We start from the raw sequence: 26,031 nt of genomic DNA on the forward strand, positions 1-26,031 counted from the left end.
ACCAGGAGATTCCACACCGATGCAGACGGACCTCAGCGCAGCCTTGGACATTGGCGGCACCAAGATCGCCGGCGCTCTGGTGGACACCCACGGCAGACTGGTCGTACGGGCCGCCCGGCCCACCCCCGCCGACAAGGACGGGGCGACGGTGATGCGCGCGGTGGCCGAGGTGGTCGGCGAGCTGGCGGCGGGGCCGGACTGGGCGCGGGTGGCGGCCGTCGGAATCGGCAGCGCGGGCCCCGTGGACGCCGTCACCGGCACCGTGAGCCCGGTCAACATCCCCGGCTGGCGCGACTTCCCGCTCGTCGCCGGAGTGCGGGCACTCGTCGGGGAGCGCCCCGTGGTGCTGGTCGGCGACGGCGTCGCGATGACCGCGGCCGAGCACTGGCAGGGCGCCGCACGAGGCCACGCCAACGCCCTGTGCATGGTGGTGTCCACCGGCGTCGGCGGCGGGCTCGTCCTCAACGGCCGGCTGCACCCGGGACCCACGGGCAACGCCGGACACATCGGTCACATCAGCGTCGATGTCGAGGGCGACCCCTGCCCCTGCGGGTCCCGCGGCTGTGTCGAGCGGATCGCCAGTGGTCCCAACATCGCCCGCCGGGCGCTGGCCAACGGCTGGCAGCCGGGCCCCGGCGGCGACACCAGCGCGGCCGCCGTCGCCGCCGCGGCACACGCCGGTGACCCGGTCGCCCTGCGCTCCTTCGAGCGAGCGGCCCGGGCGCTGGCCGCCGGCATTGCCGCCACCGCCACGCTCGTCGAGATCGATATCGCGGTCATCGGCGGGGGAGTCGCGGGTGCGGGGGAGGTCCTCTTCGGTCCCTTGCGTGCGGCGCTGCGGGACTACGCGACGCTGTCGTTCGTGTCGGGCCTGACGGTCGTACCCGCCCAAATGGGCACGGACGCAGGGGTGGTGGGCGCCGCGGCCGCCGCACAACAGTCCCGTCTCGATGCCTTTGTCCCCGCGCCCTGAACGCACCACGGGCCCCCGTGCGCCCCTTAGTGTGGTGCCCATCGCGCCGTCCACCGTGACGCGCGCGATGGTCAGCAGGGGTACGGGCAGCGAGGGGATCGGCGACGGTGACAGCGGGGGAGCGCGCGCAGGGCGGGGCGGACGGGGAGCCTGAGGCGAGCGGTGTGAGCGGCCCCGGTGAGCCGGGCGGCGAGCCGGCGCGGAGTGCCGACGGCGGGGCGGGCCACGGCGTGCCCGGAGCCGCCGCCGCGAGCGGGCCACGGCGCGGCAAGGACGCGGAGCTGACCGGGCGGCTGCTGGGCGGCCGTTATCGCGTGACCGACCGGATCGGGCGCGGTGGCATGGGCGTGGTCTGCCGCGCCGTCGACGAGGTGCTGGGGCGCGAGGTCGCGGTCAAGGTCCTCCGTGCCTACACCGACGCCTCGGCTCCGGAGCTGGCCGATCTGCGCACCCGGATGCAGCGCGAGGCGCGGGCCGCGGCCCGTATCCGGCACTCCGGTGTGATCACCGTCCATGACGTCATCGAAGAGGACGGCCGGCCCGTCATCGTCATGGAGCTGGTGGACGGTCCCTCGCTGGACGATGCGCTGGAACAGCAGGGCCCCCTCGATCCGCGGGAGATCGCCCGGATCGGCGCCGAGGTGATGGATGCCCTGGACGCCGCCCACCAAGCGGGCGTGCTGCACCGCGATGTGAAGCCCGGCAATGTGCTGCTGGACAGGTGGGGGCACCGCCCGGACCGTTCAGGCACCGGGGGAGGCCGGGTGGTGCTCACCGACTTCGGCATCGCCAGCATCGAGGCCCCGGGCGACGGCGCGACCACGCACCTCACCCGCAGCGGCGAACTGGTCGGCTCGCTCGACTACTTGCCGCCCGAGCGGGCGCAGGGCCAGGACCCCACCCCGGCCTCGGACATCTGGTCGCTCGGTATGACGCTGTATGCGGCGGTCGAGGGCGGCGGCGCCCCGTTCCGCCGTACGTCGGTGTGGTCGACGCTCACCGCGATCGTCACCGAGGCGCTCCCCGAGCCCCGGCGGGCCGGGCCGCTCACCCCCGTACTCCATGCCCTGATGGCCAAGAACCCGGCCGACCGGCCCTCCGCCGCCCAGGCCCGGAGCCTGCTGGCGGCGGTGGCCGAGGGCCGCGAGCCCACACCGCTGCCGACGCCCGGAGCGTCGCATTCGCCCACGGTGACCGATGTCCGGGCGGCCGCCCCGCCGACTGCGCCGGGGGAGCACGGTCCGACGGCGGGTGCGGGCGGGCCGGGCGGTGCGGCTGTCGGTCCTGCGGGTGCCACCGGTCCCGGCGCCACCGGTCCAGGTGCCACCGGACCCACGGGGCCGGTCAACGCGGGTGCACCGCCCGCCGGTTGGCTTTCCGGACCGGGGGCTCAGGGGGCTCAGGGCGCCCCGGCGACCCAGCCCACGCCACTGTCGGCACCGGCACCGGCACCGGCACCGGCACCGGCACCGACGCCGCCCTCCGCCCCCGCCGGGCATCCCACGTCCCCACCGGGCACCCCCGGGCCGTACCCGGCGAGCTCCGCCGAGCGGGACACCGGACGCGACACCGAACGGGTGCCCGCCCCGGGACGCCGTCGTGTGCTCCCGGCCGTGGCGGCGGTGCTCGCCGTGCTCGCGGCAGGGGGTGGGCTGACGTATGCGCTGGTCGGCGGCGGGGCGAGTGAGACGGTCGCGGACCGCGGGCGGCAGTCGGCCCCGTCGGCCGGGACACCGGGCGGGCCGGACACCCGGGGCGAGGCCGGGGGCAAAGCCGGCGGCGAGGAAGGCGACAAGGACAACGCCAAAGGCCACGACAAGGGCAAGGGCGGCGGGAAGAGCGCGTCGCCGTCCGCGTCGGACCGGCCGTCGGAGGGTGACGGGACCGAGGACCCCAAGCCCGGTGGCGCGGGCGGGAGTCCGGGTGGGCAGGACGGTGACTCAGGGGGGACCCAGGGCGGCACCGACGGTGGCAGCGGCTCGGACGGTGGCCAGGACGGTGCGTCCGGGGGGTCCGGTGGGGACAGCGGCAGTGGCGGTGGTGAACCGACACAGGGGCCGTCGTGCGAGTCGATCGGCGGCGGGAAGGCCAACTGCGACGTATGGCGCAGCGCAAACTCGTACACCGAGTCCTTCCAGCAGGTCGGCACCCTCAACACGGGCACCAACTACTTCTACTGCCAGACGAAGCTGGGGCGCCGGGAGACGTACGGGAAGTGGACGAACGTCTGGTGGGCCAAGACCGATGACGACAGCGGCAATTCCGGTGTCTACATCAGCGTCGTCTACCTCAAGGGCGGGGCGAACGACCAGCCGGTCCCCGGGCTGCCCACCTGCTGAAAGCCCGGTACACGGTTCGGCTGCCGGGCGGACCGAACGGCCCGCCCGGCAGCAACTGCCGCCTCAGCAGCTGAACGTGGCGTCCGCCCAGTCGGCGTGGTCGTAGTCGATCCCGTCCCCGCCGTCGGTCACGACCAGCCGGACGGTCTGCGCACCGGCGACCGGGGCGCTGACGGTCCCGGCGGGATCCGCGCCGGTCACCGCGGTGATCCGGGCGACCCGCTTGCCGTCGGCCCACACCTCGAAGCCCACCGAGCCCCGGTCACCGACCTCGTCGTCGATGCCGGTCCGGGCGCGGAACTCCGAGCACCGCCCGCCCGTGTAGAAGCTCACCTCGCTGGCGGCATGTACCCCCAGGCCCTTCGCGAAGCCGGTGCCGCCGATGCCGAGCGGCCTGCCGTCCCCGGCACCGTCCTCCCCGACGCTGCTGTTCTTCTCCACCGGGCCCCAGCCGTTGGTGGCGGTGAGCCAGGGAAGTGCGGCGGCGTCCGCGGTCCCGGACGGCGGGGGCACCACGACATGGGCCGTGCCCGGCAGTGTCGTGGTGATCCGCTCGCCGCGCGGGGAGCGGTAGTCGGCGGTGAGCGGCAGGGCGTAGGCGCCCGGCGTGGTGCCGGCCGGCGCGGTGATCCGCCAGGTGGTGCGGAGCGCCCGGCCGGCGGGCAGTGCGCGGGCCGACGCGGGTGAGGTGGCCTTGACCCGCCAGCCGTGCGGGGCCTTGAGCGTCACCGTGAGGTTCTTGGCGGGGGTGGCGCCCAGGTTACGGACGGTGGAGCGGAGTCCGGCGGGGGCGCCGGCCTCGACCAGCGGCGTACGGTCGGTGCCGGTCTCGACGGCGGGCGGGTAGGTGGCCCAGCGCGGGTCGGCGGAGACACGGTAGACGGTGGTGCCGTGCGCCGGGACGGTCGCGGAGACGGTGCCCGTGGTGTGGGTGTCCCGGTGCTGCCACAGATCGCGCAGCCGGTAGCCGTCGGCCTGCGGCAGACCGAGGTCCTTGGCGGTGGTGGCGATCCGCTGCGGCCGGCCGGTCTCGTTGAACAGTGCCACCGCACGGTCGCCGTTGGCCAGTTGCCTGACCACCGTCCAGCGGCCTTCCTCGGACTTCAGCACCGTGGCCTGCTTGCCCAGCGGGTCCTGGTCGATGGCGATGAGGTCCTTGTTGCCCAGGATCTCGAACGTCTCCGGGCTCGCCTTGCGCAGATCGGAGCCGATCAGCAGCGGTGCGGCCATCATCGACCACAGGGAGAAGTGGCTGCGGTACTCGGTGTCCGTCATCCCGCCATTGCCGACCTCCAGCATGTCCGGGTCGTTCCAGCGCCCGGGCCCGGCGTGCGGTGCGAGCGGCAGATTCTGCTTGGCGATTGCGAGCATGCTCGACCAGGAGTCACTGATGTCGCCGGTGGTGCGCCACAGATGCCCTACGTCCGACGCCCACTCCCAGGGCTTGTTCTCGCCCCATTCGCAGATGCTGTAGACGATGGGCCGCCCGGTGGCCCTGAGGGCGTCACGCATGGCGCGGTACCGCTGCTTGGCGTCCACGCCCATGTTGTTGCAGTTGTCGTACTTGAGGTAGTCCACACCCCAGTCGGCGAACTGCTGGGCGTCGGACTTCTCATGGCCCAGGCCGCCGGGGAACCCGGCCGGGTTGCAGGTCTTGATCCCGGCGCTCGTGTAGATGCCGAATTTCAGGCCCTTGGAGTGGACGTAGTCGGCCACCGCCTTGATGCCGTGCGGGAAGCGCTGCGGATCCGGAACGAGCTTGCCGTTCCCGTCGCGGGTGGGCAGCGCCCAGCAGTCGTCGAGATTGACGTACTGATAGCCGGCGTCCTTGAGGCCCTTGGTGACGAAGAGGTCGGCGATGCCCTTGACCATCTCCTCGTTGAACTCCGCCCGGCAGTGTGTGGAGTTCCAGTTGTTGAAGCCCATCGGGGGCGTCTTCGCGAGCCCGTCGGGCAGCCGGGGCGCCGGATCGGTGCCGGTGGTACGGGCGGTGCGGGCGGCGCCGGGGTCCGGGGCATCGGGTGTCCGGGCCGCGGCGGGCAGGGCGGTCAACCCTGCCGTACACAGCAGCGCGGCGGACAGCGCTCCGACGATTCTTCGGTGTCCTCGCCGGTGGGTGGTGCGGATATGAACGCGCATGGTTCGCGTCCTCCGTCTTCGCGAGAGGTGTGTGGGGTCGGGTACCGGTCGCGTGCGAGTGTTTACGGTAGGCCTTGTTGAAGTCTGTTGGAAGAGGAGCGGTATCGGTTCCTGCTCCGCCTGCCAAAACCCTTGACTGGACCTGCCGTTCGGAGTGAGATCCCACCACTCGCGTTCGGTTCTGTTTGGTTCCACCCCTGAGGAGGGGGACATGGTCCAGTCAACGTGCAGCGGCTCGGGTGCACATGAGGAAGCGGCAGGACATCGGATGTCCCGCCGGACTCTGCTGAGGGGCGCGGCGGTCGGCGCGGGGGCCGTGGCCCTCCCGGCCCTGCTCGCCGCCTGCAGCGGCGGCCCCAGCGGCGTCACGATGGGCTCCAACGCCTCGGACGCCGTGCCGAAGAAGGCCTTCGCCGAGGCCTTCAAGGCGTACGAGAAGAAGTCCAAGAAGACGGTGCGGGTCAATACCGTCAACCACGAGAACTTCCAGGAGAACATCAACCGCTATCTCCAGGGCACCCCGGACGATGTCTTCATGTGGTTCGCCGGCAACCGTATGCAGTACTTCGCGCAGAAGGGACTGCTCTGCGACATCAGCGATCTGTGGCGGGAGTTCGACGGATTCACCGATGCGCTGAAGAAGCAGTCGACGGGTCTGGACGGCAAGCAGTACCTGGTGCCGTACTACTACTATCCGTGGGCCGTCTTCCACCGGAAGAGCGTCTTCCGGGACAAGGGGTACGACGTCCCCAAGACCTTTGACCAGTACCGGGCGCTCGCCAAGCAGATGCAGAAGGACGGCCTGGTGCCGTTCGCCTTCGGCGACAAGGACGGCTGGCCGGCGATGGGCACCTTCGACTACCTCAATATGCGCGCCAACGGCTACGACTTCCATATCGCGCTGCTGCGCGGCCAGAAATCCTGGAACAGTCCGCAGGTGAAGCAGGTTTTCGACCTGTGGCGCGGGCTGTTGCCCTACCACCAGAAGGGCGCCAACGGCCGTACCTGGCAGGAGGCCGCCCAGACCCTCGCACAGAAGAAGGCCGGTATGACCGTGCTCGGACTGCCCCACCCCGGGCAGCAGTTCAGCGCCGCCGACCGGGAGGACCTGGACTTCTTCCCCTTCCCGGAGATCGACCCGGCGCACGGCCAGGACGCGGTCGAGGCACCGATCGACGGATTCCTGATGTCGAAAAAGGCCAAGGACAGGAACGGAGCGAAGGACCTTCTGAGGTTCCTCGCCACCCCCGGGGCGGAGGACGTCTATCTCCGGTCCGACCCCAACAACATCGCGGTCAACAGCGGCGCGGACGCCGCCGCCTACACCCCGCTGCAGAAGAAGGCCGTGCAGCTCGTCTCGGGCGCGAAGCAGATATCGCAGTTCCTGGACCGTGACACCCGGCCCGATTTCGCCTCGACCGTGCTGATCCAGGCGATCCAGCAGTTCCTCAACAGACCGGATGACATCGACGGACTGGTGAACGACATCGAACGCCAGAAGAAGCAGATTTTCTCCGCCACGTGAGGCGCCGCCGAACAGTCGCCGGGAAAGACGGGGAGCGAACCGCCGTGCCGAACACCCGCGCACGGCGCGCCGGACGACCGGGCCCGCGGCGCCACACCCGCCGTGATGTCATCGTCCTCGGCGTGCTGCTGGGCCTACCCATCCTGCTCGACCTCGCCCTGATCTGGGGCCCGACGCTGGCCTCCGTCGGACTGTCCTTCACCACCTGGGACGGGATCGGCGATATCCGGTGGGCCGGCCTCAAGAATTACGACAACCTCTTCACCAACTACCCGCAGTTCTGGCCCGCGGTCCGCCACAACGTGCTGTGGCTGGTCTTCCTCGGGCTGCTCGCCGCCCCCTTCGGCCTGCTGCTCGCCGTCCTCATCGACCGCGGCGTCCGCTTCAGCCGCTTCTACCAGTCGACGCTCTATATGCCGGTGGTGCTCTCGCTCGCCGTCGTCGGCTTCATCGCCCAGCTGATCCTCTCCCGGGACCAGGGCGCACTGAACGCGGTCATCGGCGGGCGGAATCCCACCGACTGGCTGGGAAATCCCCAACTCAATATCTGGATGGTGCTGCTGGCCGCCTGCTGGCGGCACACCGGCTATGTCATGATCCTCTACCTCGCCGGACTGAAATCCGTCGACCCCGGCCTCAAAGAAGCCGCCGCTCTCGACGGCGCCAGTGCACGCCAGACGTTCTTCCGAATCGTCCTTCCCACCCTGCGCCCGGTGAATGTCATCGTCGGCGTCATCACCGTCATCGAATCGCTGCGCGCCTTCGACATCGTCTACGCCGTCAACAAGGGCCGCAACGGCCTGGAGCTGCTCTCCGTGCTGGTCACCGACAACATCATCGGCGAGGCGAGCCGGATTGGATTCGGCTCGGCCCTCGCCGTCGTCCTGCTGCTGGTCTCCCTGGGATTCATCGTGACCTATCTCGTCCAGGAACTCCGAGGGGAGCAGCAGCGATGACCGCCACCACCGCACCGCCCGCCCTACGACCGGGACCTGCCGCCCCGCAACCGACCCGCCGCCGCGGCCGGTTCGGCGTCCACCTCTTCCTGGGCGCCGTTTCGCTCGCCTTCCTCGCCCCGCTGCTGCTGGCCGTCTACGCCTCGCTGCGCCCCTACGAGGAAACCGCGAAATACGGCTATTTCTCCTTCCCGCGCCGGCTCTCCTTCGACTACTACCGCCAGGCCTTCGTCGACTCCGGAATGAGCAAGTACTTTCTGAACTCGCTGCTCATCGCCGTCCCCGGTGTGCTGCTCACCCTCTTCCTGGCCTCGTTCGTGGCCTTCGCGGTGTCCCGGCTGCGGATCCGCGGCGGCCTCGTCCTGCTGATGGTCTTCACCGCCGGGAACCTGCTGCCCCAACAGGTGATCGTCACCCCGCTCTATGTCCTGTTCAACAGGATTCCGCTGCCGTACTGGATGTCCGACTCCCTGACGATGTACGACTCCCTCTGGGCCGTCATCGCCGTACAGACCGCTTTTCAACTCGGCTTCTGTGTCTTCGTGCTGGCCAATTTCATGCGCACCCTGCCACGGGAAATCCTGGAGGCCGCGATCGTCGACGGAGCCGGTGTCTGGGCCCAGTACTGGCGGGTCACCCTGCCCCTGTGCCGCCCCGCGCTCGCCGCACTGGGCACGCTGCAATTCACCTGGATGTACAACGATTTCCTCTGGGGCCTGGTCTTCCTCTCCGACGGCGACAAACTCCCGGTCACCTCGGCCCTCAACAATCTGCGCGGACAATTCTTCACGGATTACAACCTTCTCGCCGCGGGATCCGTCCTCGTCGCGCTGCCCACGGTCCTGGTCTTCCTGCTCCTCCAGCGTCATTTCATCGCCGGTCTGACCCTCGGCGCGAGCAAGGGGTAGGCGGGACCGTAGGGAACCGGCCGCCGGGCCCACGATGGGCCGCCGTCATATGCGGCGCCCCAGGGGACGGCAGCTGTCCGGAAACCCGGTATCGGGTGGGGGTTTCGGTACAGGAGGGGCGGGGGAGCGCTTGTTAGCCGGGGGCTTTCGCGGCGGCGGATACGGTGACCGAGCATCCGCCGCGCGCGGCATTTCTCGATCGGCGCGTCCATGGGTGAGCGAAGTCCCCCTGGCCGGGCCGATGGTCGAATGTGCAACGTTCCCGTCGTGCGCGCGGCCCCTGGTTCCCGAGCGTTTCCGTGGCAGGGTGTTGCGGGCAACTCACCTGGGGTCTAGGGAAGAGGGGAAACCGTGATCGTCTGGCTGAACGGCACGTTCGGTGCGGGCAAGACCACTACGGCTCATGAATTGCTCGACCTGCTTCCCGGAAGCACGCTCTACGACCCCGAACTCCTCGGCAGCGGACTGCGGTTGATGCTGCCGGCCAAGCGGTTCGAGGAGATCGACGACTATCAGGACCTGCCGGCCTGGCGGCGCATGGTCGTGGACACCGCCGCGGCCCTGCTCACCGAAGTGTCCGGCCCGCTGGTGACGCCGATGACGCTGCTGCGCCAGGAGTACCGCGACGAGATCTTCGGCGCCCTCGCCGCCCGCCGGATACCCGTACGGCATGTCCTGCTGCACGCCGAGGAAACGATCCTGCGAGAGCGGATAGCACACCGCGAGGAGACCTCGGGCGACGCCGAAATCAATATGTCGATCCGCCGCTGGTGCCTGGAACACCTCACGCCGTACGCCGACGCCCTGCCGTGGCTGCGCGGCGACGCGCATGTCGTCGACACCACCCGGCTGACCCCCCGACAGGCCGCCGAGCAGGTCGCCGAGGCCGTACGCACCGGCGCCGGTGCCTGCGACATCGTGCAGACACCCGAGCCGACCGCCGAGACGCTCGCCGCCGGCGTCCTGCTCTTCGACGACCAGGACCGGGTGCTGCTCGTCGACCCGACCTACAAGGCCGGCTGGGAATTCCCCGGCGGCGTCGTGGAACGCGGTGAGGCCCCCGCACAGGCCGGCGTACGGGAGGTCGCCGAGGAACTGGGCATCGAACTGCCGCGTGCGCTCCGGCTGTTGGTGCTGGACTGGGAAGCCCCCAAGCCGCCCGGCTTCGGCGGTCTCCGGCTGCTCTACGACGGCGGCACGCTGACCGGCGACCGAATCGGCAAGCTGCTGCTGCCCGGCGCGGAACTGCGCGACTGGCGCTTCGTCACCGAGGCCGAGGCCGAGAAAATGCTCCCGCCGGTCCGCTGGAACCGCCTCCACTGGGCCCTACGGGCCCGCGAGCGGGGCTGTCCGCTCCACCTGGAGGCGGGTGTCCCTCTCGGGTAGCTCCCACGTTTTCGGCTGTCCCGCCGGTCCGCTGCGCTTTGCCTCGGCCCCACGTTTTTGGCTGTCCCGCCGTGGCGCCTGCGGCGGGCGGGGTCCGCTGCGCGGGGCTGTCGGGGTGCGGTGACGGGCCGGAGGGGGAGGGGTGTGGGACTGCTGCGCTTTACGTCCCACACCCCTCCCCCTCCGGCCCGTCCCCTCCCGTTGGGGGATGGGAAACGGTGGGTGGGGGTGGTCGTCGGTGGTCATGTGCTCCTCGCGAAGCAGGAGTGAAATCGGCGTCTACGGACGTCCGCCCCCACTCACCGTCACTGACTCCTCCCACGGGAGGGGACGGGCCGGAGGGGCCTGGTGTGTGGACGTAAAGCGAAGCAGTCCACACACCAGGCCCCGGAGGTCCGTCACCGCACCCGACAACCACCCGCCCGCCGCAGGCGCAACGGCGAGGCACCCGCAAGCGTCACCCGAGCCCACGCCCCGCGCAGCGGACCCGCAACGGCGACAAACCACCACGGCGGGAAAGCCGAAAACGTGGGGAACTAAACGGCATAGCTCCGCAGGAAAATCGCCTCCGCCAGCGAAAGCCGTTCCAGTTCCTGTGGCGAAACACTTTCGTTGACCGCGTGGATCTGGGCCTCCGGCTCGCTCAGGCCGATGAGGAGGATCTCCGCGTCGGGGTAGAGGCCGGCGAGCGTGTTGCACAGCGGGATCGAGCCGCCCATGCCGGAGGTCTGCATCTCCTCGCCGTCGTACGCCTCCCGCAGCGCCGCCGCCATCGACGTGTACGCCGGGCTGGTGGTGTCCGCCCGGAACGCCTGGCCCTGGCCGACCTGTTCGACCGCGACCCGCGCGCCCCACGGAGCGGCGCTCTCCAGATGTGCCGCCAGCAGCTTGGTCGCCTCGGCCGCGTCCGTGCCCGGCGGCACCCGCAGGCTCACCAGCGCCCGGGCGCCCGCCTGTACGGACGGGGTGGCGCCGACCACCGGCGGGCAGTCGATGCCGAGCACCGTGACGGCCGGGCGGGCCCAGACGCGGTCCGCGATCGAGCCGTTGCCGAGCAGGCCGACCCCGTCGAGGACCTTGGCGTCCTTGCGGAAGTCCTCCTCCGGATACTGCAGGCCCTCCCAAGTGGCGTCCGCAGTCAGCCCGTTCACCGTCGTCGAGCCGTCCTCGGCGCGCAGCGAGTCCAGGATGCGGATCAGTGCCGCCAGCGCGTCGGGGGCCGCGCCGCCGAACTGGCCGGAGTGCAGATTGCCCTCCAGGGTGTCGACCTGGACGCGGACGAGCGTCATCCCGCGCAGTGTCGCGGTGACGGTCGGCAGGCCGACGCGGAAGTTGCCGGTGTCGCCGATGACGATGGCGTCGGCGGCGAGCAGTTCCGGGTGCGCCTCGGCGTAGCGTTCTAGACCGCCGGTGCCCTGCTCCTCCGAACCCTCCACGATCACCTTGACGTTGACCGGGATGCCGCCGTGCTCCTTGAGCGCGCGGAGCGCCGTCAGATGCATGATCAGGCCGCCCTTGCAGTCCGCGGCACCGCGGCCGTACCAGCGGCCGTCACGCTCGGTCAGCTCGAAGGGAGGGGAGTCCCAGGCGGCCTCGTCCAGCGGTGGCTGCACGTCGTAGTGGGCGTACAGCAGGACCGTGGGGGCGCCGGCCGGGCCGGGGAGGAAGCCGTACACGGACTGGGTACCGTCCGGGGTGTCCAGCAGCGCCACGTCCTGGAAACTGTCCGCCCGCAGCGCATCGACGATCCAGTTGGCCGCCGCCTCGCACTCGCTCTTGGGGAACTGCGCAGGATCCGCAACCGACTTGAAGGCCACCAGCTCTGCCAGCTCGTTCCTGGCACGGGGCTGCAGCGCGGCGATGGTGCGGGCGAGCGGGCTGTCAGACATGGAACGCTCCTTGTGGGCGCGACGTTGTGCGTATGGGCGGTCCGGCCTCGTGAGCCGGGCGGGCCGGACGTACGGGCATCAGTGCCCCCGATCTTCCCACAGGCCCCTTGAGCAACAGCGGCCCGTAGGATGCGGGCGGTACACGCAGCCAGGCATCGAACGGGAGCAGAAGCACAGGTGAGCAGCGAGCGGGCAGCGGAGGACAACCAGCAGGTGTGGGACGTCGTGGTGGTGGGCGCGGGGCCGGCGGGAGCCTCGGCCGCGCATGCCGCGGCCTGTACGGGACGCCGGGTGCTGCTCCTGGAGAAGGCGGATCTCCCGCGTTACAAGACCTGCGGCGGCGGCATCATCGGACCCTCCCGGGACTCCCTCCCGCCGGGTTTCGACCTGCCGCTGCGCGACCGGGTGCATGCGGTGACGTTCTCGCTGAACGGCCGGCTGACCCGCACCCGCCGCTCCAAGAACATGCTGTTCGGGCTGATCAACCGCCCCGAGTTCGACGCCCGGCTGGTCGAGTCCGCCAAGGACGCGGGCGCGACGGTCCGTACGGGCGTCACGGTCTCCCGGGTGGAGCAGCACGGCGCCGAGGTGCCGGACCGGCGGACCGTCGCGGTGGTGCTCGGCGACGGCGAGGTGGTGCTGTCCCGTGCCGTGATCGGCGCGGACGGCAGCGCGGGCCGTATAGGAGCCCATGTCGGGGTCAAGCTCGACCAGGTCGACCTGGGCCTGGAGGCAGAGATCCCGGTGCCGGAGCCGGTCGCCGAGGACTGGGCGGGCCGGGTGCTCATCGACTGGGGCCCGATCCCCGGCAGCTACGGCTGGGTCTTCCCCAAGGGCGACACCCTCACCGTCGGTGTCATCTCCGCGCGTGGCGAGGGCGCGGCGACCAAGCGCTATCTGGAGGACTTCATCGGGCGGCTGGGCCTCGCGGGCTTCGAGCCGAGCATCTCGTCCGGGCATCTCACGCGCTGCCGCGCCGATGACTCCCCGCTGTCCCGCGGCCGGGTGCTGGTGTGCGGGGACGCGGCCGGGCTGCTGGAGCCGTGGACGCGGGAGGGCATCTCCTTCGCGCTGCGGTCCGGGCGGCTCGCGGGGGAGTGGGCGGTGCGTGTCTCCGAGGCGCATGACGCGGTGGACGCCCGCCGCCAGGCGCTGAATTACGCCTTCGCCATCAAGGCGGGCCTCGGTGTGGAGATGGGCGTGGGCCGCCAGATGCTCAAGGTCTTCTCGCGCCGCCCCGGTCTGCTGCATGCCGCGGTCACGGGCTTCCGCCCGGCCTGGCAGGCCTTTGCGAAGATCACCCGCGGGACGACGACGCTGGCCGAGATCGTGCGCACGCACTCGATGGCACGCCGGGCGCTGGAGGCGATGGACCGCGGCTGAGACGGGACGGCGCCGGCCGGGGCGTCTGGCGGCAGGTCCGGCGGCCTCTCCGCGGCACGCTCGGGCGGGTGCCGGTCGAGGGCCGGCAGCGCGGGATGTGTGCCGTGCCGTACTCCCGGAGGAGTACGTCTGATCACCGCGCCGGGCTGACGCGGCCGGGCCCCGTCGCGGTCTAGCGTGACGGCATGGAGAATGCACGGCCGCCGTGGGCGCGGCGCTGCGTCGGCCCGGCGTGGGAGCGGTGGCTGGCGGCCCCGCCCGGGGAACCGCGCGGCCGGACCGGCACCCGGCTGCCCTGGCTGTCGACCCTCGTCGTGACGCTCGTGGTGACGGTCGGCTCCGGTTTCGCCGGCCACGACCAGCCGGGCCGCGTCCCGCTGGACTCCCTCGGCCGCGCGCTGCTGGTCCTCGGCGGGGCCCTGCTGCTCTTCCGGCACCGCTACCCGCGCACCGTTGCCGTCGGCACCGCCACCGCCGGTGCCGCCTACCTCGCGGCCGGCTATCCGTACGGACCGGTCTTCCTCGTCCTCGCCCTCGGCGCGTTCGCGGCGGTCGTCGCGGGACACCGCAAGGTCGCCTGGTGGGCGCTGGGCGGGGTATGGGCCTCCCACGTAGTGGTCGCCCACTGGCTCTACCGGTGGCTGCCGCCCCCGCACGACGGGCCCGCCCCCTGGGGGCAGGAACTGTTCGTCATCGCCTGGGTGGTGGCCGTGGTGGCCCTCTCCGAGCTGGTACGGGTGCGCCGGGAGCAGCTGGCGAAGGCACAGGCCGAACGGGCCGCAGCGGAACGCCGCAGGGCGGACGAGGAGCGGCTGCGGATCGCCCGCGAGCTGCACGACGTCCTGGCGCACAGCATCTCCGTCATCAACGTCCAGGCGGGCGTGGGGCTGGCGCTGCTCGACAGCGACCCGGAGCAGGCGCGGTCCGCGCTGACCACCATCAAGGACGCGAGCAAGGAAGCGCTCGGCGAGGTCCGTCAGGTGCTCGACACCCTGCGCACACCGGGCGACGCCCCACGCTCCCCGGCCCCCGGACTGGACCGGCTGCCCGAACTCACCGAGCAGGCCCGGAGCGCCGGGCTCGCCGTGGACCTCACCACCGAGGGCGCCCCGGCCACGCTGCCGCCCGGCACCGACCTCGCCGCCTTCCGCATCGTCCAGGAGGCGCTCACCAACATCGTCCGCCACTCCGGCTCACGTACCGCCCGGGTCCTGCTCCGCCACACCCCCGGAGCGCTGGAGATCCGGGTCGACGACGACGGCCCGGCGACCGCCGGCACGGGTGAGCCGGGCGGCGGCAACGGACTGATCGGGATGCGGGAGCGGGCCGCCGCGCTGGGCGGCACCGTCGAGGCGGGCCCGCGCCCGGACGGCGGCTTCCGGGTCCGGGCCCGCATCCCGCTGACCGGGACGAGGGCGCCGGGCCGGGACCCGGGTGCGGATACGGTGACCCCGACCTCGACCCCGACCCCCACCGCCACCGAGGAGGAGCCGTGATCCGGGTACTGCTCGCCGACGATCAGCTGCTGGTGCGGGCCGGTTTCAAGGTGCTGCTGGACGCCCAGCCCGATATCGAGGTGGTCGCCGAGGCCGCGGACGGGCAGCAGGCGCTGGCCGGGGTCCTGACACACCGCCCGGACATCGTCCTGATGGATATCCGTATGCCCGTGGTGGACGGTCTGGTGGCCACCCGCCGGATCACCGAGGATCCGCGGCTGCCGGAGGTGAAGGTCGTCATGCTGACCACCTTCGAGCTGGACGAGTACGTCTTCGAGGCGATCCGCTCCGGAGCCTCCGGCTTTCTGGTCAAGGACACCGAACCGGAGGAGCTGCTGCGGGCGGTGCGTGCGGTCGTCGCCGGTGACGCCCTGCTCTCGCCCGGGGTCACCCGCCGCCTCATCGCCGAGTTCGCGGCCCGCTCCAAGGAGCCGGCCGCGGCCGATGCGCTGTCCGCACTGACCGAGCGGGAACGCGAGGTGATGGCGCTGGTCGGCATCGGCCTCTCCAACGAGGAGATCGCCCGCCGGCTGGTCGTCAGCCCGCTCACGGCCAAGACGCATGTCAGCCGCACGATGGTCAAACTGGGCGCCCGCGACCGCGCCCAACTCGTCGTGCTGGCCTATGAGTCGGGGCTGGTGCGGCCCGGCTGGCTGGGGTGAATCCGGACCGGGTGCCGGGCGGACGCGGGGGAAGCGCCGCGCGGCGGCGATCCGCAGCGCGCAGGCCGGCACGGGCACGGTCCGGTGGGCGGCCGTCGGCCGGGCGAGCGCCCGGCCCGCAGTGCCCCCGGCCCGCGGCGCCCCCGAGCTCAGACGCCGCCCCGCTCCTGCCACAGCCGGGGCAGCGACTCATCGCCGGTGATGGTCAGCGCGTCCCACGGCAGGCGGTTCCACAGCGCGAGATACAGCTCCTCGGCCGGGCCCTCGATCGTGCAGTCGGCCGGCTTTCCGGCGTCCGGGGCGGTGCGCACCGTGTGCGGCGGGGCGTCGGAGAGGTGCACGGTCCAGTCGGCGCCGGGCGAGTTCGTCGCCCGCAGCCGCAGTGTCCGGGGGAGGTCCGTACGGACCCGGCTGCGGTCGCGGGCGTGAAAGCCCGTCAGGATTTCGTCGATCCCGTCGGCGGCGAAGGCGGACGGGAGGGGAGTGAGGGAGGCACCGACCGCCTGCTGGGCGTCCGCGCGGTGCACCGAGGTCTCGTGCGCCTGCCGGCGCGCCCAAAAGGCCAGCGGGGACGGGGCGGGCAGGAATGTCCAGGCGGCCAGGTCCTGCGGCGCGGAGTGCAGCGCCAGGACGAGGTGGTGGTGGCCCTCGCGCAGCCACGGCACGAGCTCGTCGTCGGCCAGATCAGGGGCCTCGGGGGGACGGCTGGGCTGCTGTAGGCCCTGCGTCACGAACTCCGTCGCCCAGCGGTGCACCTGTCCGACATGGGTGACCAGATCCCGCATCTGCCACTCGGGACAGGCCGGAATCCGGGCATCCGGCCCCGCCTCCTGTGCGGCGTCGGCGAGCAGGCCCCCGTCCAGTCGCAGCGTTTCGACGAACTCAGTGATCTCCATGCGCACGAGTGTGCCAGCAGGCACTGACAACGGACCTCCGCGGGTCCGGACGGCGACCGCGGCGCGCCGGAGCTGCGCGGGTGCCGGTGGCCATGGGTACGCAGGTGCCTCACGGCCGCCCGGTGTGTGCCCCGCGGGTGACGCAGGCGATGCCCGCCGCGAGCGCGGCGAGCAGGGCGACCGTGGTCAGCGCGGCGGGCAGACCGACCGCCTCGGCAAGGAAGCCGATGGCGGGCGGGCCGAGCAGCATGCCGCCGTAGCCGACCGTGGAGGCCACGGCGACCCCGTCCGGGCCGCCGGTCTCGCCGGCCCGTGCGAGGGCGATGGGGAAGATGTTGGCGAGCCCCAGGCCGGCGACGGCGAAGCCGGCACAGGCCGCCCAGGCCGTGGGGGCGAGCGCCCCGAGCAGCATGCCCGCGGTCGCCACCGTCCCGCCCGCGATCAGTGCCCGGTCTGCCCCGAAGCGCTGCACGGCCGCCGTTCCGGACAGTCGCCCCACGGTCATCGCCAGCGCGAACACCGCATATCCGGCGGCGGCCGTACCGGGCCCGGCGCCCAGGTCCTGGGAGAGGTGCAGCGCGCCCCAGTCGGCCATCGCCCCCTCGCCGTACGCGGTGCACAGGGCGATCAGCCCGAAGACGAGCACCAGCCGGCGCGCCCGGCCCGCACGGACGCTCCCCGGACGGCTTCCCTCCGCGGCGGGCAGTTGCTCGGGGACCTCCGGCACCGGGTGTCCGCACAGTGCGCGCCCCGCAACGACCGTCACCAGCAATCCGATCGCGGCGAGCAGCAGCAGATGGACGGTGGCCGACAGGCTGCCCGCGAGCAGTCCGCCGAGGCCCGCGCCGAGCATGCCGCCCAGGCTGAAGGCGGCGTGGAAGCCCGGCATCACGGGGCGCCGCAGAGCGCCGATGAGAGCGACCGCGGCGCTGTTCATCGCGACGTTGAGCGCGCCGTATGCCGCGCCGAAGACCAGCAGGACCAGCCCCAGCGCGGTCGCGGAGCGGGTGAGGGGCGGCAGCACGATGCTCAGCGAGAGGGCGGCCGCGGCGGCGGCCGTCACGGCGGAGCTGCCGAACCGCCGGCACAGCCGTCCGGCGATCATCATGAAGGCGACCGCGCCGGCCGACACACCGAGCAGGGCGAGCCCGAGGGTGCCCGCTCCGGCGCCGGTCTGCGCCTTGATCGCGGGGATACGGACGACCCATCCGGCGAAGAGGAAGCCGTCCATGGCGAAGAATGCGGTGAGCGCGATACGGGTGCGGGTCAGGCGCGGCTCGGCGGGGACGGAGCCGTGCCCCTTCGTGAGGGCCCTCCGCATTTTGTTTAGCGTCGGCACAAAGTCAGAATAGGGGTGTGACCCAGACTCGGACAACCAGGCTGGAACGGGGCCGCGGCGCCCTCGGACCCGCACTGGAGCTCGTACACACCGGCCGCGCGCCCACCCGCGCCGTCCTGACCTCCGAACTCGGCGTGACCCGCGCGACCGCGGGAGCGGTGGCCGCCGAGCTCGAAGCGCTCGGACTGATCACCGTCGACTCCCGGCCGACCGCCTCGGCCGGCTCCCAAGGGCGCCCCTCCCACCGGCTGTTCGTCGCCGAACGCGGACCGGTCGTGCTCGCCGCGCAGATCCACGCGGACGGGTTCCGGGTCGCGCTGGTCGGTCTCGGGGGCCGCATCGTGGCCACCTCGGCCGGCTGCGGCACCATCCCCGCCGACCCGGTACATGTGCTGGCCGATGTCGTCGCGGCCGGCTCGGACCTGCTGCGCGAGACCGGACGGCGCTGCCTCGGTGCCGGCCTCGCGGTGCCCTCCGCGGTCGCCGAACCGGACGGCGAGGCCCTCAAGCCGATGCACCTCGCCTGGCCTTCGGGCGCCCCCGTACGCGCCCTCTTCCTGCGCTCGCTCGCCGAGGCCGGCATCCCGGGAGTCACCGAGCAGATCGGTTTCACCGGCAACGATGTCAACCTCATGGCGCTCGCCGAACACCGGCACGGGGCCGGCCGGGGCGCCCGCGATCTGCTCTGTGTGGCCTCCGGCCACCGGGGAGTCGGCGGGGCGCTGGTGCTCGACGGCCGTCTGCACAGCGGCAGTTCGGGCCTGGCGCTGGAGGTCGGCCATCTGACGGTCAACCCCGAGGGCGCGCCGTGCCACTGCGGCAGCCGCGGCTGCCTGGACGTCGAGGCGGACCCGCTCGCCTTCCTCGGCGCGGCGGGCCGCGAACCGGGCCCGGAGGTCTCCCTGCTCCAGCAGGCCGCCGATCTGCTGCGGGACGAGTACGCCGATACGGGGGTCCGTGCCGCGGCCGATCTCCTCATCGACCGCCTCGGGCTCGGCCTCGCCGGACTCGTCAACATCCTCAACCCCGACCGCATCGTCCTCGGCGGACTGCATCGCGCCCTGCTGGAAGCCGACCCCGAACGGCTGCGCGCCGTGGTCGCCGACCGCAGCCTGTGGGCCCGCGGCGGCGGGGTGCCGATCCTGCCCTGCGGCCTCGACCACAACAGCCTGGTCGGCGCGGCCGAGCTGGCCTGGCAGCCGGTCCTGGACGATCCGCTGGTCGTCCTCGACCGGTAGCGGACGGGCACGAGTACGCGGCCGCCGCCGTGGGCCTGTGCGGGAGCTTTTGCGTCGGGCTCGCCGCCGCAATCACCCGGCGGCGGGGGGCCGAGGACGCACCGGAACGCGGCGGAGACCGGGTCCACGGGAAGCCCTTAGGCTGCGCTCATGATTCCCGAAGCGGTCGCGCGCAGTCCGTACGTCAGCCTGGTCACCTACCGCAGGAACGGGACCCCGGTGGCCACCCCCGTATGGGCGGTGGCCGAGGGGGCGGAGCTCCTGGTGTGGACGCGGGACGACAGCTGGAAGGTGAAGCGGCTGCGCAAGGACACCCGGGTGACCGTCACCCCGTGCGATGTCCGCGGCCGGATCGCCGAGGGAGCCCACACCGTTGAGGGCACCGGCCGGCTCCTGGAGGGTGCCGCCGGGCTGGGCCGGGTGCGCAAGGCGATGGCGCGCAAATACGGGCTGCGGTTCCGGTTGATGGACGGCGTCGGCGCGCTGGTGCGCGGCGGCAAACGGCCGCATGTGGGGATCTCGGTCACCGTGTAGGCGCCGGGTGGGCCGGCCGGAGCGCACGCCCGGCCGTCCTGTCCGCACGCCCGGCCGTACGGACAGGACACCCTGCCGTCCGGACCGCACCCCCGGCCCCGGTCACCGGCTTCCGCCGGGCGCCCGTGCCCAGTCCGCGGCGAAGGCGCGTGCCGGGTTGGCCGTCAGGAACTGCGTCACCAGGTCCGCGCCCAGGGCGATTTCGAGCCGTTCCCGGTGGCGGCGCAGCAGATACGGCATACCGGGGCCGCCGTTGACCGACCTGGCGCCCGCCGTGGTGGTGTCGCCGCCCAGCAGGATCCGGTCGCCGAAGCCCGCGTCGGCGAGCGCGGCCAGTGCCTCGGGCAGCCGCCAGTCGGTCGCATGGTGGGCCCGCGAGGGACCGTCGAACGCCAGATACGCCCCGGCCTCGGCGGCCGTCCGGTGCACGACGAGGTCCGGCGAGCGGTTGAGATGGCCGAGGATCACCCGGTCCGGCGGGACCGCCAACGCGCCGCAGAGCAGGTCGAGTACGTCCAGCGCCCCGGTGCCCAGCTCCAGGTGGACGCCGATGGCGGCACCGGTCGCCCGCTGGGCCTCGGCGGCGGCCGCCATGGTGTGCCGGGCGTGCCGGTCCAGCCCGTGGAAGCCGCCGGCGACCTTGATCATTCCGGCCCGGGGGCCGGTGCCGCCGATCCCTTCGGTCAGCTCGGTGACGAACAGCCCGGCCAGATCCGCGCGGACCCGCGCCAGTAGCTCGGGGGAGTAGTGCGCCGCCTGGTGCAGCCCGGTGGCGGCGACGATCCGTACCCCTGACTCCCGTGACAGCCGCGGCAGTTCGGCGGCGCTGCGGCCCATCCCGTACGGCGTCCACTGGATCACCGCCGTGCCGCCGGCCGCGCGGAAGGCGCTCAGCTCGGCGGCCGCCGCCTCGGCGTCGTCCAGTTCCTGCCCCGGGAGTTGGGGGCTGCGCAGGAAGAGATGGTCGTGTGCGTCGCAGATGCCGAGAGCGGCGGGCGCGATATCGCCGAGGACCGTACGGACGGCGGGGGCGTCGGGCCCGTCCGCGGGAGTCCGGTTCACCACTGTCGTCCCGCGCCCAGCCGGCCGGTGCCCGGGGCGGACAGATGCAGCACCTGGAAGCGGTCGCCCGCGGACTGCGAGGCGCCGTCCGCCCAGAGGGTGAAGTGGACCAGTTCCCAGTGCCGGGGGTCGAAGGCCAGCGCGGTGGTGTGCACTCCGTCCGTGGTGGCCAACTCCTCGTGTCCGGCGACCGCGTCCGCAACGACGGTGGCGAGATCGGCGCGCTCGGCGAGGGTTTCGGTCCGGCGGGTGAAGGCGCGGGGCGCGGCACCGGAGGCCGGGCCCGGACGGTGGAACAGCCCCTGCCAGTGCTGGACGGCCGGCCGCCCGAAGTCACGGACCACACCGCGGAATCCGTCGCCGAGGAGGAAGCGGTTCATGGCCTCCGGGTCGGCCCAGAGGTAGAACGGCGCGTACTGGTTGACCGGCGAACCGTCGACCCCGCGCTCGCGGATGCCGTACGCCTTCAGGCCGAGCCCGGGGAAGTCGTCCAGGAGATGGCCCTTGGACTCCACGCGGTGCCGGATGATCCGCATGTCGTAGTCGGCGGGCAGGGTGAGGGCGTACTGCATGGCGTGCATGACGGCTCCATAAGGGGTCGGGGCGGAGGGGGGCTTCTGTGGCGGGTGGTCACCCGCCCGGGTACTCCTGGGCGCCGACCAGTTCGGCCCACTCCGCGGCGGTGCCGTCATCGGCTGCCTCGACCGTCGCCAGGTGGGTCATGAAGGTGTCCGGTGCCGCGCCGTGCCAGTGCCGTTCGCCGGGTGCGATCCAGACGGTGTCGCCGGCCCGCACCGGCTCGACGGGGCCGCCCGCGCGCTGCACCAGACCGGCGCCCTCGGTGATGTGGAGGACCTGGCCGTGCGGGTGGGTGTGCCAGGCGGTGTGGGCGCCGGGGGCGAAGTGGACGCTGAACATCCGGAGCCGGGACGGCGCGGGCGGCGCCGCGATCTCGTCCAGCCAGACACTGCCGGTGAAGTGCGCGGCGGGACCCGGCCTGCTGGCGGGGCGCTGGCGGGTGATCTCCATGGGGCGGGAACTCCTGGTGGTGGGTGGGGCGTTCAGCCGGCGGTGGGGACCTGTGCGGCGAGCAGGGCCAGCACGCCCTCCACGGCCGCGTCGAACGGCGCGGTGTCATCGGCGGCGCGGGCCAGCACATAGCCGCCCTGGACAACGGCCGCAACGGTCGCGGCCGTCGCCGCCGGATCGAGCGCGGCGGCGAGTTCGCCACGCCGCTGTCCCTCGGTGAGGACCTCGGTGATCCGCTCCCGCAGCCAGTCGAACATCTCGTCCAGCGGCCGGCGCAGCTCGGCGCTCCGCACCACATCGCGGTCCTGTGTCATCCGGCCGATCGGGCAGCCGCGCAGCACCTGCCGCTCGCGCAGCAGATACGCCGCGACGCGCTCATACGCCGTGCCCGGGGCGTCCAGACACTCCTCGGCGGCCCGCTTCAGCTCCTCCGCGGTGCGCCGGATCGCCGCCAGGGCGAGAGCGGACTTGCCCGAGAAGTGGTGGTACATGCTGCCCTGGCCGACGCCCGCGCGCTCCAGGATCGCCTTGGGGCTGGTGCCGACATAGCCTCGCTCCCACAGCAGCTCCTGGGTGCTCCGGACGAGCCGTTCCTGCGTGCCGGGCGGTTCCTGAATGCTCATGACGGCACTGTACATACTAGTAGTTACAGTGATCAAGAGCGGATGGGCGGCGGGCGGCACCCTGCGCGTCCGGGAGATCGCGCGTCCGGGAGATCGGGAGCAGCCGCCGGTGCCCCGCGTACTTCCCGGGTCGTACGGAAGGAGCCGCTGGCCGTACGACGACCGGCGGGCCCCGGAAGGCGAGTCTCGAAGAAGACCGGAAGTCCCCGGTCCGCCCGGGACCGGAAGGCCCGGGAGACATCTGCCCACCGAGGAGCTGTTCGCGATGTTCGAACTCGCCGACCCCTGGTCCGGCGGGGGCCCCGGCCCCTGGATCCTGTTCGTTCCCGTCCTCTGGGCGCTGGTCATCTTCGGCGTGGTGACACTGCTGCGCCGCACCGTATGGCGCCACGGCGGGCCCGGCCGGCGGTTCCGCGGCCCGCACTACCCCGCCCGTGCCGAGACGCCCTCACCGCTCGCCGTGCTCGGCCGGCGCTTCGCCGCGGGTGAGATCGACGAGGAGGAGTACTGGCGCCGGCTGTCCGTCCTGGAGGAACACTTCGCCGCGGGCCCCAAGGGGGGCGCGGCATGACCGTCGCCGGCCCGGACCGCCGTACCGTCCGGGCCGGCCGCCGGAGGTCAACCGGCAGGCGCGGCAGGGCAATGCGCCGGATGCCCGACGCGGCGGCACGGCCCCGTGGGTGGCGGCCGGAGGCGGCCCGTCAGCCGACCTTGGTGCCCCGTATCCGGGTGTGCGAGCCGGCCGCCGTACGGGCGTCCTCCTGTGGCAGGGACTCCCCGCACCCGCGGACCGCGCGGGCCTCTTCGGGCGCCGTGGTCAGGGCCGGAAGGGTGAACCACACGACCTTGCCGCTGCCGTCCGGGCGCACCCCCCAGCTCTCGCTGAGCGCCGCGATCAGCGCCAGACCACGACCGCAGGTCTCCCAGCTCTCGGCGACCCGGATCCGGGGCAGCCGGGGGTCCTCGTCGTGCACCGAGACGGTCAACTGATCAAGAAGAACGCACAGTTCCACGGTGCACTGTTTGCTGGGACGGGCGTGCCGGTGCACATTGGCGAGGAGTTCGGTCACCCCGAGCGCCGCCGGGTCTATCAGGGCGTCGAGGCGCCAGTACCGCAGCTGCGCGGAGACGATTCTGCGCACATGTCCGATGCGAGCCGGAACGGCTTGGAGCTCCACCGTGCAGTGCCTGCTGGGCTGCCTGATCACGACCGCGACTCCCTGATGAGGTCGGGCGCCCCTCGTACCGGGCAGGGGCGAAGATCGGATCCAGCGATGCCGACTGCGCCACAGCGTCACCGCTGGTGAACCCTCAGTGATACGAGTCCAGGGTCAGGCAGCCGCAGCGCTCCCGCAACCGCACCTCCACGGCCGGAGCAAGGCCGTCAGGGGTGTTGCGGTCGCGCCGCCTCCAGGGCCTTGAAGAACAGCTCCGGGGCGCCGAGCGTGAGCGAATAGCGGTGCCCGTTGAGCGTGGCGAGCGCCCGGTCCCGCGCCGCGAACAGTGGCTTATGGGCCTGTACGGCCTGCAGCGGGGCGCTGTCGATCTCCGTGCCGTAGCTGGTCAGCAGCGCCAGTCTGCCGTCGCTGATGACGACCTGCCCGGCGCGGGTCAGGGACCGCAGCCACCGCTCGATCCGTACGCCGGTCGCGTTGAACTCAGGCTCCGCCATGCCGGCGCCTCCTCGGTAGACGGGCAGCTGCCCTCCACCGCCCCTTGGGGGAAGTCTGCCGCTACCGCGCCCGGCGCACCAGTGGCCCCGGTGCGCAGTGCGCACAACGGCCCTGCCCCACGGCCTCCTTGGGGTATCTCAAAGTGATGTTTATGCAGGTGAGAAGGGTGCGGCGGGTGGCTATAGTCGGAATCGGCCCGCCGTTGTCCGCGGGCCTCCGCATCCCAGAGGAGCGCCGGTGAGCACCGCACAGCAGCCGCAGAGCCGGCCTGACCACGAGGCCGCGAGCGAAGCCCCGATACCGACCGTCGATGTCGACCGCACGGATCCGGACTACCGAAGCTGGCTCAAAGAAGCCGTCCGCAAGGTCCAGGCGGATGCCAACCGCACCGCCGACACCCACCTGCTGCGCTTCCCGCTGCCGGAGAAATGGGGCATCGACCTCTACCTCAAGGACGAGTCGACGCACCCCACGGGCAGCCTCAAGCACCGACTGGCCCGCTCGCTGTTCCTCTACGGGCTGTGCAACGGCTGGATCCGCCCCGGCAAGCCCGTCATCGAGGCCTCCAGCGGCTCCACGGCTGTCTCCGAGGCGTACTTCGCCTCCCTCATCGGGGTGCCGTTCATCGCGGTGATGCCGGCCACCACCAGCCGTGAGAAGACCCGGCTGATCGAGTTCCACGGCGGCACATGCCATCTGGTGCAGGACCCGCGGACCGTCTACGAGGTCTCCGCCCGGCTCGCCGCCGAGTCCGGCGGCCACTACATGGACCAGTTCACCTACGCGGAACGGGCCACCGACTGGCGCGGCAACAACAACATCGCCGAGTCGATCTACCAGCAACTGCGGCTCGAACGCTATCCCGAGCCCGCCTGGATCGTGGCGACCGCGGGCACCGGCGGCACCTCCGCGACCATCGCCCGCTATGTCCACTACATGCAGTACGACACCCGCATCTGCGTCCCCGACCCGGAGAACTCCTGTTTCTTCGACGGCTGGCTCACCGGCGACGCCAAGACGGACTGCGCCACCGCCTCGCGCATCGAGGGCATCGGTCGGCCGCGGATGGAGCCGAGCTTCGTGCCCGGCGCCATAGACCGGATGATGAAGGTCCCGGACGCGGCCAGTGTCGCGGCCGTACGCGCCCTGGAGACCGCGATAGGCCGCAAGGCGGGCGGTTCGACCGGCACCGGGCTGTGGAGCGCCCTGAAGATCGTCGCCGAGATGGTCGCCGACGGCCGTAAGGGATCGGTCGTCACCCTGCTGTGCGACCCCGGTGACCGCTACCTCGACAAGTACTACTCCGACGACTGGCTGGCCTCCCAGGGCCTGGACATCACGCCCTACGCGCGCACCCTCGACGAGTTCCTGACCACCGGCTCCTGGCCCGGCTGAACCACGGCGGGGCGGGCCGCGGGGGCCGGCTCAGGACCGGGCGAGCCTGCGGGTGGGCCGCGGGGACCGGCTCAGGGCCGGGTGAGCCTGCGGTCCAGGGCCCGTGCCGACTCCCGGAAGGCGCGGCCCAGACCGGGCCTGGCCAGCGTCAGCAGAAAGCGGAACGGTGCCGGGCCGTCCGCAGCGAACGTCCACCGCAGCCGGGTGCCGCCGCCCGCCGGTGCCAGCCGCCAGTCCTCCAACAGAGCCCGCAGACCAGGGGCGTTGGTGGTGTCGACACGGTAGGCGTAATGCGCATCGGGCTCGGCCGCCAGGACCGTCTCGGTGAAGCGGGTGCCACCGGTCAGCCGCACCTCCCGGCCCGTGCCGCCCTGTGTCGGCGCCGACCGCGCCACGCCGGTGAACCAGCACGACCAGCCGGCCACATCGTCCGCCAGCGCCGCATACACCGCCTTCGGCGGCGCGCTGACCTCCGCGGCGAAGACCAGCCGCAGCGGGGCGGACTCGACGAAGTCGAGCTCGACGGGGCGGAGTCGGCGCGCCATGGGACGAGCACCCCCTACGGGACGGATGGCAGGTCTGCGCG

At 72.3% G+C, this 26,031-nt stretch carries 24 protein-coding genes; 13 read left to right on the forward strand and 11 right to left on the reverse strand.

Translation table 11 applies throughout. The features are described 5' to 3' along the window. The first annotated feature begins 19 nt into the window (after positions 1-19). Both SLV14N_RS33415 and SLV14N_RS33420 read left to right on the forward strand, forming a co-directional pair. Positions 20-973, forward strand: a complete 954-nt coding sequence (locus tag SLV14N_RS33415; RefSeq protein ID WP_208686097.1) for an ROK family protein — start codon at positions 20-22, stop codon at positions 971-973. A 164-nt stretch (positions 974-1,137) separates the two neighbouring features. Next, the gene (locus SLV14N_RS33420; protein WP_317633725.1) at positions 1,138-3,312 is read left to right on the forward strand and encodes a protein kinase; all 2,175 of its coding nucleotides are present in this window, start codon (positions 1,138-1,140) and stop codon (positions 3,310-3,312) included. Positions 3,313-3,375: 63 nt separating this feature from the next. Here SLV14N_RS33420 and SLV14N_RS33425 read toward each other — a convergent pair whose 3' ends face one another. Further along, on the reverse strand, positions 3,376-5,451 hold the full coding sequence (locus tag SLV14N_RS33425; RefSeq protein ID WP_263272384.1) for an NPCBM/NEW2 domain-containing protein: 2,076 nt from the start codon (positions 5,449-5,451) through the stop codon (positions 3,376-3,378). Between the two features lie 268 nt (positions 5,452-5,719). Here SLV14N_RS33425 and SLV14N_RS33430 point away from each other — a divergent pair, with 268 nt between their 5' ends. The 4 genes from SLV14N_RS33430 to SLV14N_RS33445 all read left to right on the forward strand — a co-directional run bounded on the left by SLV14N_RS33430 (position 5,720) and on the right by SLV14N_RS33445 (position 10,226). After that, positions 5,720-6,976 carry an ABC transporter substrate-binding protein gene (locus tag SLV14N_RS33430; RefSeq protein ID WP_208686101.1) on the forward strand — a complete coding sequence of 419 codons (1,257 nt, stop codon included), beginning with the start codon at positions 5,720-5,722 and terminating at the stop codon, positions 6,974-6,976. 44 nt (positions 6,977-7,020) lie between these two features. Continuing rightward, positions 7,021-7,932: a carbohydrate ABC transporter permease gene (locus tag SLV14N_RS33435; protein ID WP_263272385.1), complete on the forward strand. Its 912-nt coding sequence runs from the start codon at positions 7,021-7,023 to the stop codon at positions 7,930-7,932. Next, the gene (locus SLV14N_RS33440; RefSeq protein WP_263272386.1) at positions 7,929-8,840 is read left to right on the forward strand and encodes a carbohydrate ABC transporter permease; all 912 of its coding nucleotides are present in this window, start codon (positions 7,929-7,931) and stop codon (positions 8,838-8,840) included. The genes SLV14N_RS33435 and SLV14N_RS33440 overlap by 4 nt, the downstream gene beginning before the upstream one ends. 351 nt (positions 8,841-9,191) lie before the next feature. Continuing rightward, positions 9,192-10,226, forward strand: a complete 1,035-nt coding sequence (locus tag SLV14N_RS33445; RefSeq protein WP_263272387.1) for an NUDIX hydrolase — start codon at positions 9,192-9,194, stop codon at positions 10,224-10,226. Between the two features lie 536 nt (positions 10,227-10,762). Here the strand turns inward: SLV14N_RS33445 and SLV14N_RS33450 are convergent. Beyond that, positions 10,763-12,115 (reverse strand): dipeptidase, encoded by a 1,353-nt coding sequence (locus tag SLV14N_RS33450; RefSeq protein WP_263272388.1) that lies wholly within the window; start codon positions 12,113-12,115, stop codon positions 10,763-10,765. 177 nt (positions 12,116-12,292) lie between these two features. Between SLV14N_RS33450 and SLV14N_RS33455 the strand changes: the two genes are divergently transcribed. The 3 genes from SLV14N_RS33455 to SLV14N_RS33465 all read left to right on the forward strand — a co-directional run bounded on the left by SLV14N_RS33455 (position 12,293) and on the right by SLV14N_RS33465 (position 15,656). Continuing rightward, positions 12,293-13,498 (forward strand): geranylgeranyl reductase family protein, encoded by a 1,206-nt coding sequence (locus SLV14N_RS33455; protein WP_208686110.1) that lies wholly within the window; start codon positions 12,293-12,295, stop codon positions 13,496-13,498. Positions 13,499-13,683: 185 nt separating this feature from the next. Beyond that, positions 13,684-14,994: a sensor histidine kinase gene (locus SLV14N_RS33460; protein ID WP_263272389.1), complete on the forward strand. Its 1,311-nt coding sequence runs from the start codon at positions 13,684-13,686 to the stop codon at positions 14,992-14,994. Beyond that, positions 14,991-15,656: a response regulator transcription factor gene (locus tag SLV14N_RS33465; RefSeq protein ID WP_263272390.1), complete on the forward strand. Its 666-nt coding sequence runs from the start codon at positions 14,991-14,993 to the stop codon at positions 15,654-15,656. The genes SLV14N_RS33460 and SLV14N_RS33465 overlap by 4 nt, the downstream gene beginning before the upstream one ends. A 149-nt stretch (positions 15,657-15,805) precedes the next feature. Here SLV14N_RS33465 and SLV14N_RS33470 read toward each other — a convergent pair whose 3' ends face one another. Both SLV14N_RS33470 and SLV14N_RS33475 read right to left on the reverse strand, forming a co-directional pair. Then, complete coding sequence (locus tag SLV14N_RS33470) at positions 15,806-16,552, reverse strand: maleylpyruvate isomerase family mycothiol-dependent enzyme (protein ID WP_263272391.1); 747 nt, start codon at positions 16,550-16,552, stop codon at positions 15,806-15,808. A 109-nt stretch (positions 16,553-16,661) separates the two neighbouring features. After that, positions 16,662-17,873 (reverse strand): MFS transporter, encoded by a 1,212-nt coding sequence (locus SLV14N_RS33475; protein WP_263272392.1) that lies wholly within the window; start codon positions 17,871-17,873, stop codon positions 16,662-16,664. A 35-nt stretch (positions 17,874-17,908) separates the two neighbouring features. Here SLV14N_RS33475 and SLV14N_RS33480 point away from each other — a divergent pair, with 35 nt between their 5' ends. Together SLV14N_RS33480 and SLV14N_RS33485 are read left to right on the forward strand one after the other, a co-directional pair. Continuing rightward, complete coding sequence (locus SLV14N_RS33480) at positions 17,909-19,129, forward strand: ROK family protein (RefSeq protein ID WP_263272393.1); 1,221 nt, start codon at positions 17,909-17,911, stop codon at positions 19,127-19,129. 150 nt (positions 19,130-19,279) lie between these two features. After that, positions 19,280-19,663: a PPOX class F420-dependent oxidoreductase gene (locus SLV14N_RS33485; protein WP_208686122.1), complete on the forward strand. Its 384-nt coding sequence runs from the start codon at positions 19,280-19,282 to the stop codon at positions 19,661-19,663. Positions 19,664-19,765: 102 nt separating this feature from the next. On the opposite strand, the gene SLV14N_RS33490 is transcribed toward SLV14N_RS33485, so the two are convergent. Genes SLV14N_RS33490 through SLV14N_RS33505 form a run of 4 tightly spaced genes read right to left on the reverse strand, consistent with a single transcriptional unit; the run spans position 19,766 to position 22,377 of the window. Next, positions 19,766-20,725: a phosphotriesterase gene (locus tag SLV14N_RS33490; RefSeq protein WP_263272394.1), complete on the reverse strand. Its 960-nt coding sequence runs from the start codon at positions 20,723-20,725 to the stop codon at positions 19,766-19,768. Further along, positions 20,722-21,306: a DUF4865 family protein gene (locus SLV14N_RS33495; protein WP_263272395.1), complete on the reverse strand. Its 585-nt coding sequence runs from the start codon at positions 21,304-21,306 to the stop codon at positions 20,722-20,724. Before SLV14N_RS33495 ends, SLV14N_RS33490 begins: the two co-directional genes overlap by 4 nt. A 49-nt stretch (positions 21,307-21,355) precedes the next feature. Continuing rightward, on the reverse strand, positions 21,356-21,754 hold the full coding sequence (locus SLV14N_RS33500) for a cupin domain-containing protein (protein WP_148592533.1): 399 nt from the start codon (positions 21,752-21,754) through the stop codon (positions 21,356-21,358). Positions 21,755-21,786: 32 nt separating this feature from the next. After that, positions 21,787-22,377, reverse strand: a complete 591-nt coding sequence (locus SLV14N_RS33505) for a TetR/AcrR family transcriptional regulator (RefSeq protein WP_263272396.1) — start codon at positions 22,375-22,377, stop codon at positions 21,787-21,789. 265 nt (positions 22,378-22,642) lie between these two features. Between SLV14N_RS33505 and SLV14N_RS33510 the strand changes: the two genes are divergently transcribed. Next, positions 22,643-22,948, forward strand: coding sequence for an SHOCT domain-containing protein (locus SLV14N_RS33510; RefSeq protein WP_208686130.1), 306 nt, complete (start codon positions 22,643-22,645; stop codon positions 22,946-22,948). Positions 22,949-23,078: 130 nt separating this feature from the next. Here SLV14N_RS33510 and SLV14N_RS33515 read toward each other — a convergent pair whose 3' ends face one another. After that, on the reverse strand, positions 23,079-23,585 hold the full coding sequence (locus SLV14N_RS33515) for an ATP-binding protein (protein ID WP_208686132.1): 507 nt from the start codon (positions 23,583-23,585) through the stop codon (positions 23,079-23,081). Positions 23,586-23,761: 176 nt separating this feature from the next. Beyond that, positions 23,762-24,049, reverse strand: a complete 288-nt coding sequence (locus SLV14N_RS33520) for a hypothetical protein (RefSeq protein ID WP_208686134.1) — start codon at positions 24,047-24,049, stop codon at positions 23,762-23,764. Between the two features lie 238 nt (positions 24,050-24,287). Between SLV14N_RS33520 and SLV14N_RS33525 the strand changes: the two genes are divergently transcribed. Next, complete coding sequence (locus tag SLV14N_RS33525; RefSeq protein WP_208686136.1) at positions 24,288-25,445, forward strand: PLP-dependent cysteine synthase family protein; 1,158 nt, start codon at positions 24,288-24,290, stop codon at positions 25,443-25,445. A 71-nt stretch (positions 25,446-25,516) separates the two neighbouring features. Here SLV14N_RS33525 and SLV14N_RS33530 read toward each other — a convergent pair whose 3' ends face one another. Continuing rightward, positions 25,517-25,990, reverse strand: a complete 474-nt coding sequence (locus SLV14N_RS33530) for an SRPBCC family protein (protein WP_263272397.1) — start codon at positions 25,988-25,990, stop codon at positions 25,517-25,519. Between the last annotated feature and the right edge of the window lie 41 nt (positions 25,991-26,031).

This window comes from Streptomyces sp. Je 1-4 4N24, from assembly GCF_026239515.1.
GTDB classification, from domain to species: domain Bacteria; phylum Actinomycetota; class Actinomycetes; order Streptomycetales; family Streptomycetaceae; genus Streptomyces; species Streptomyces nigrescens.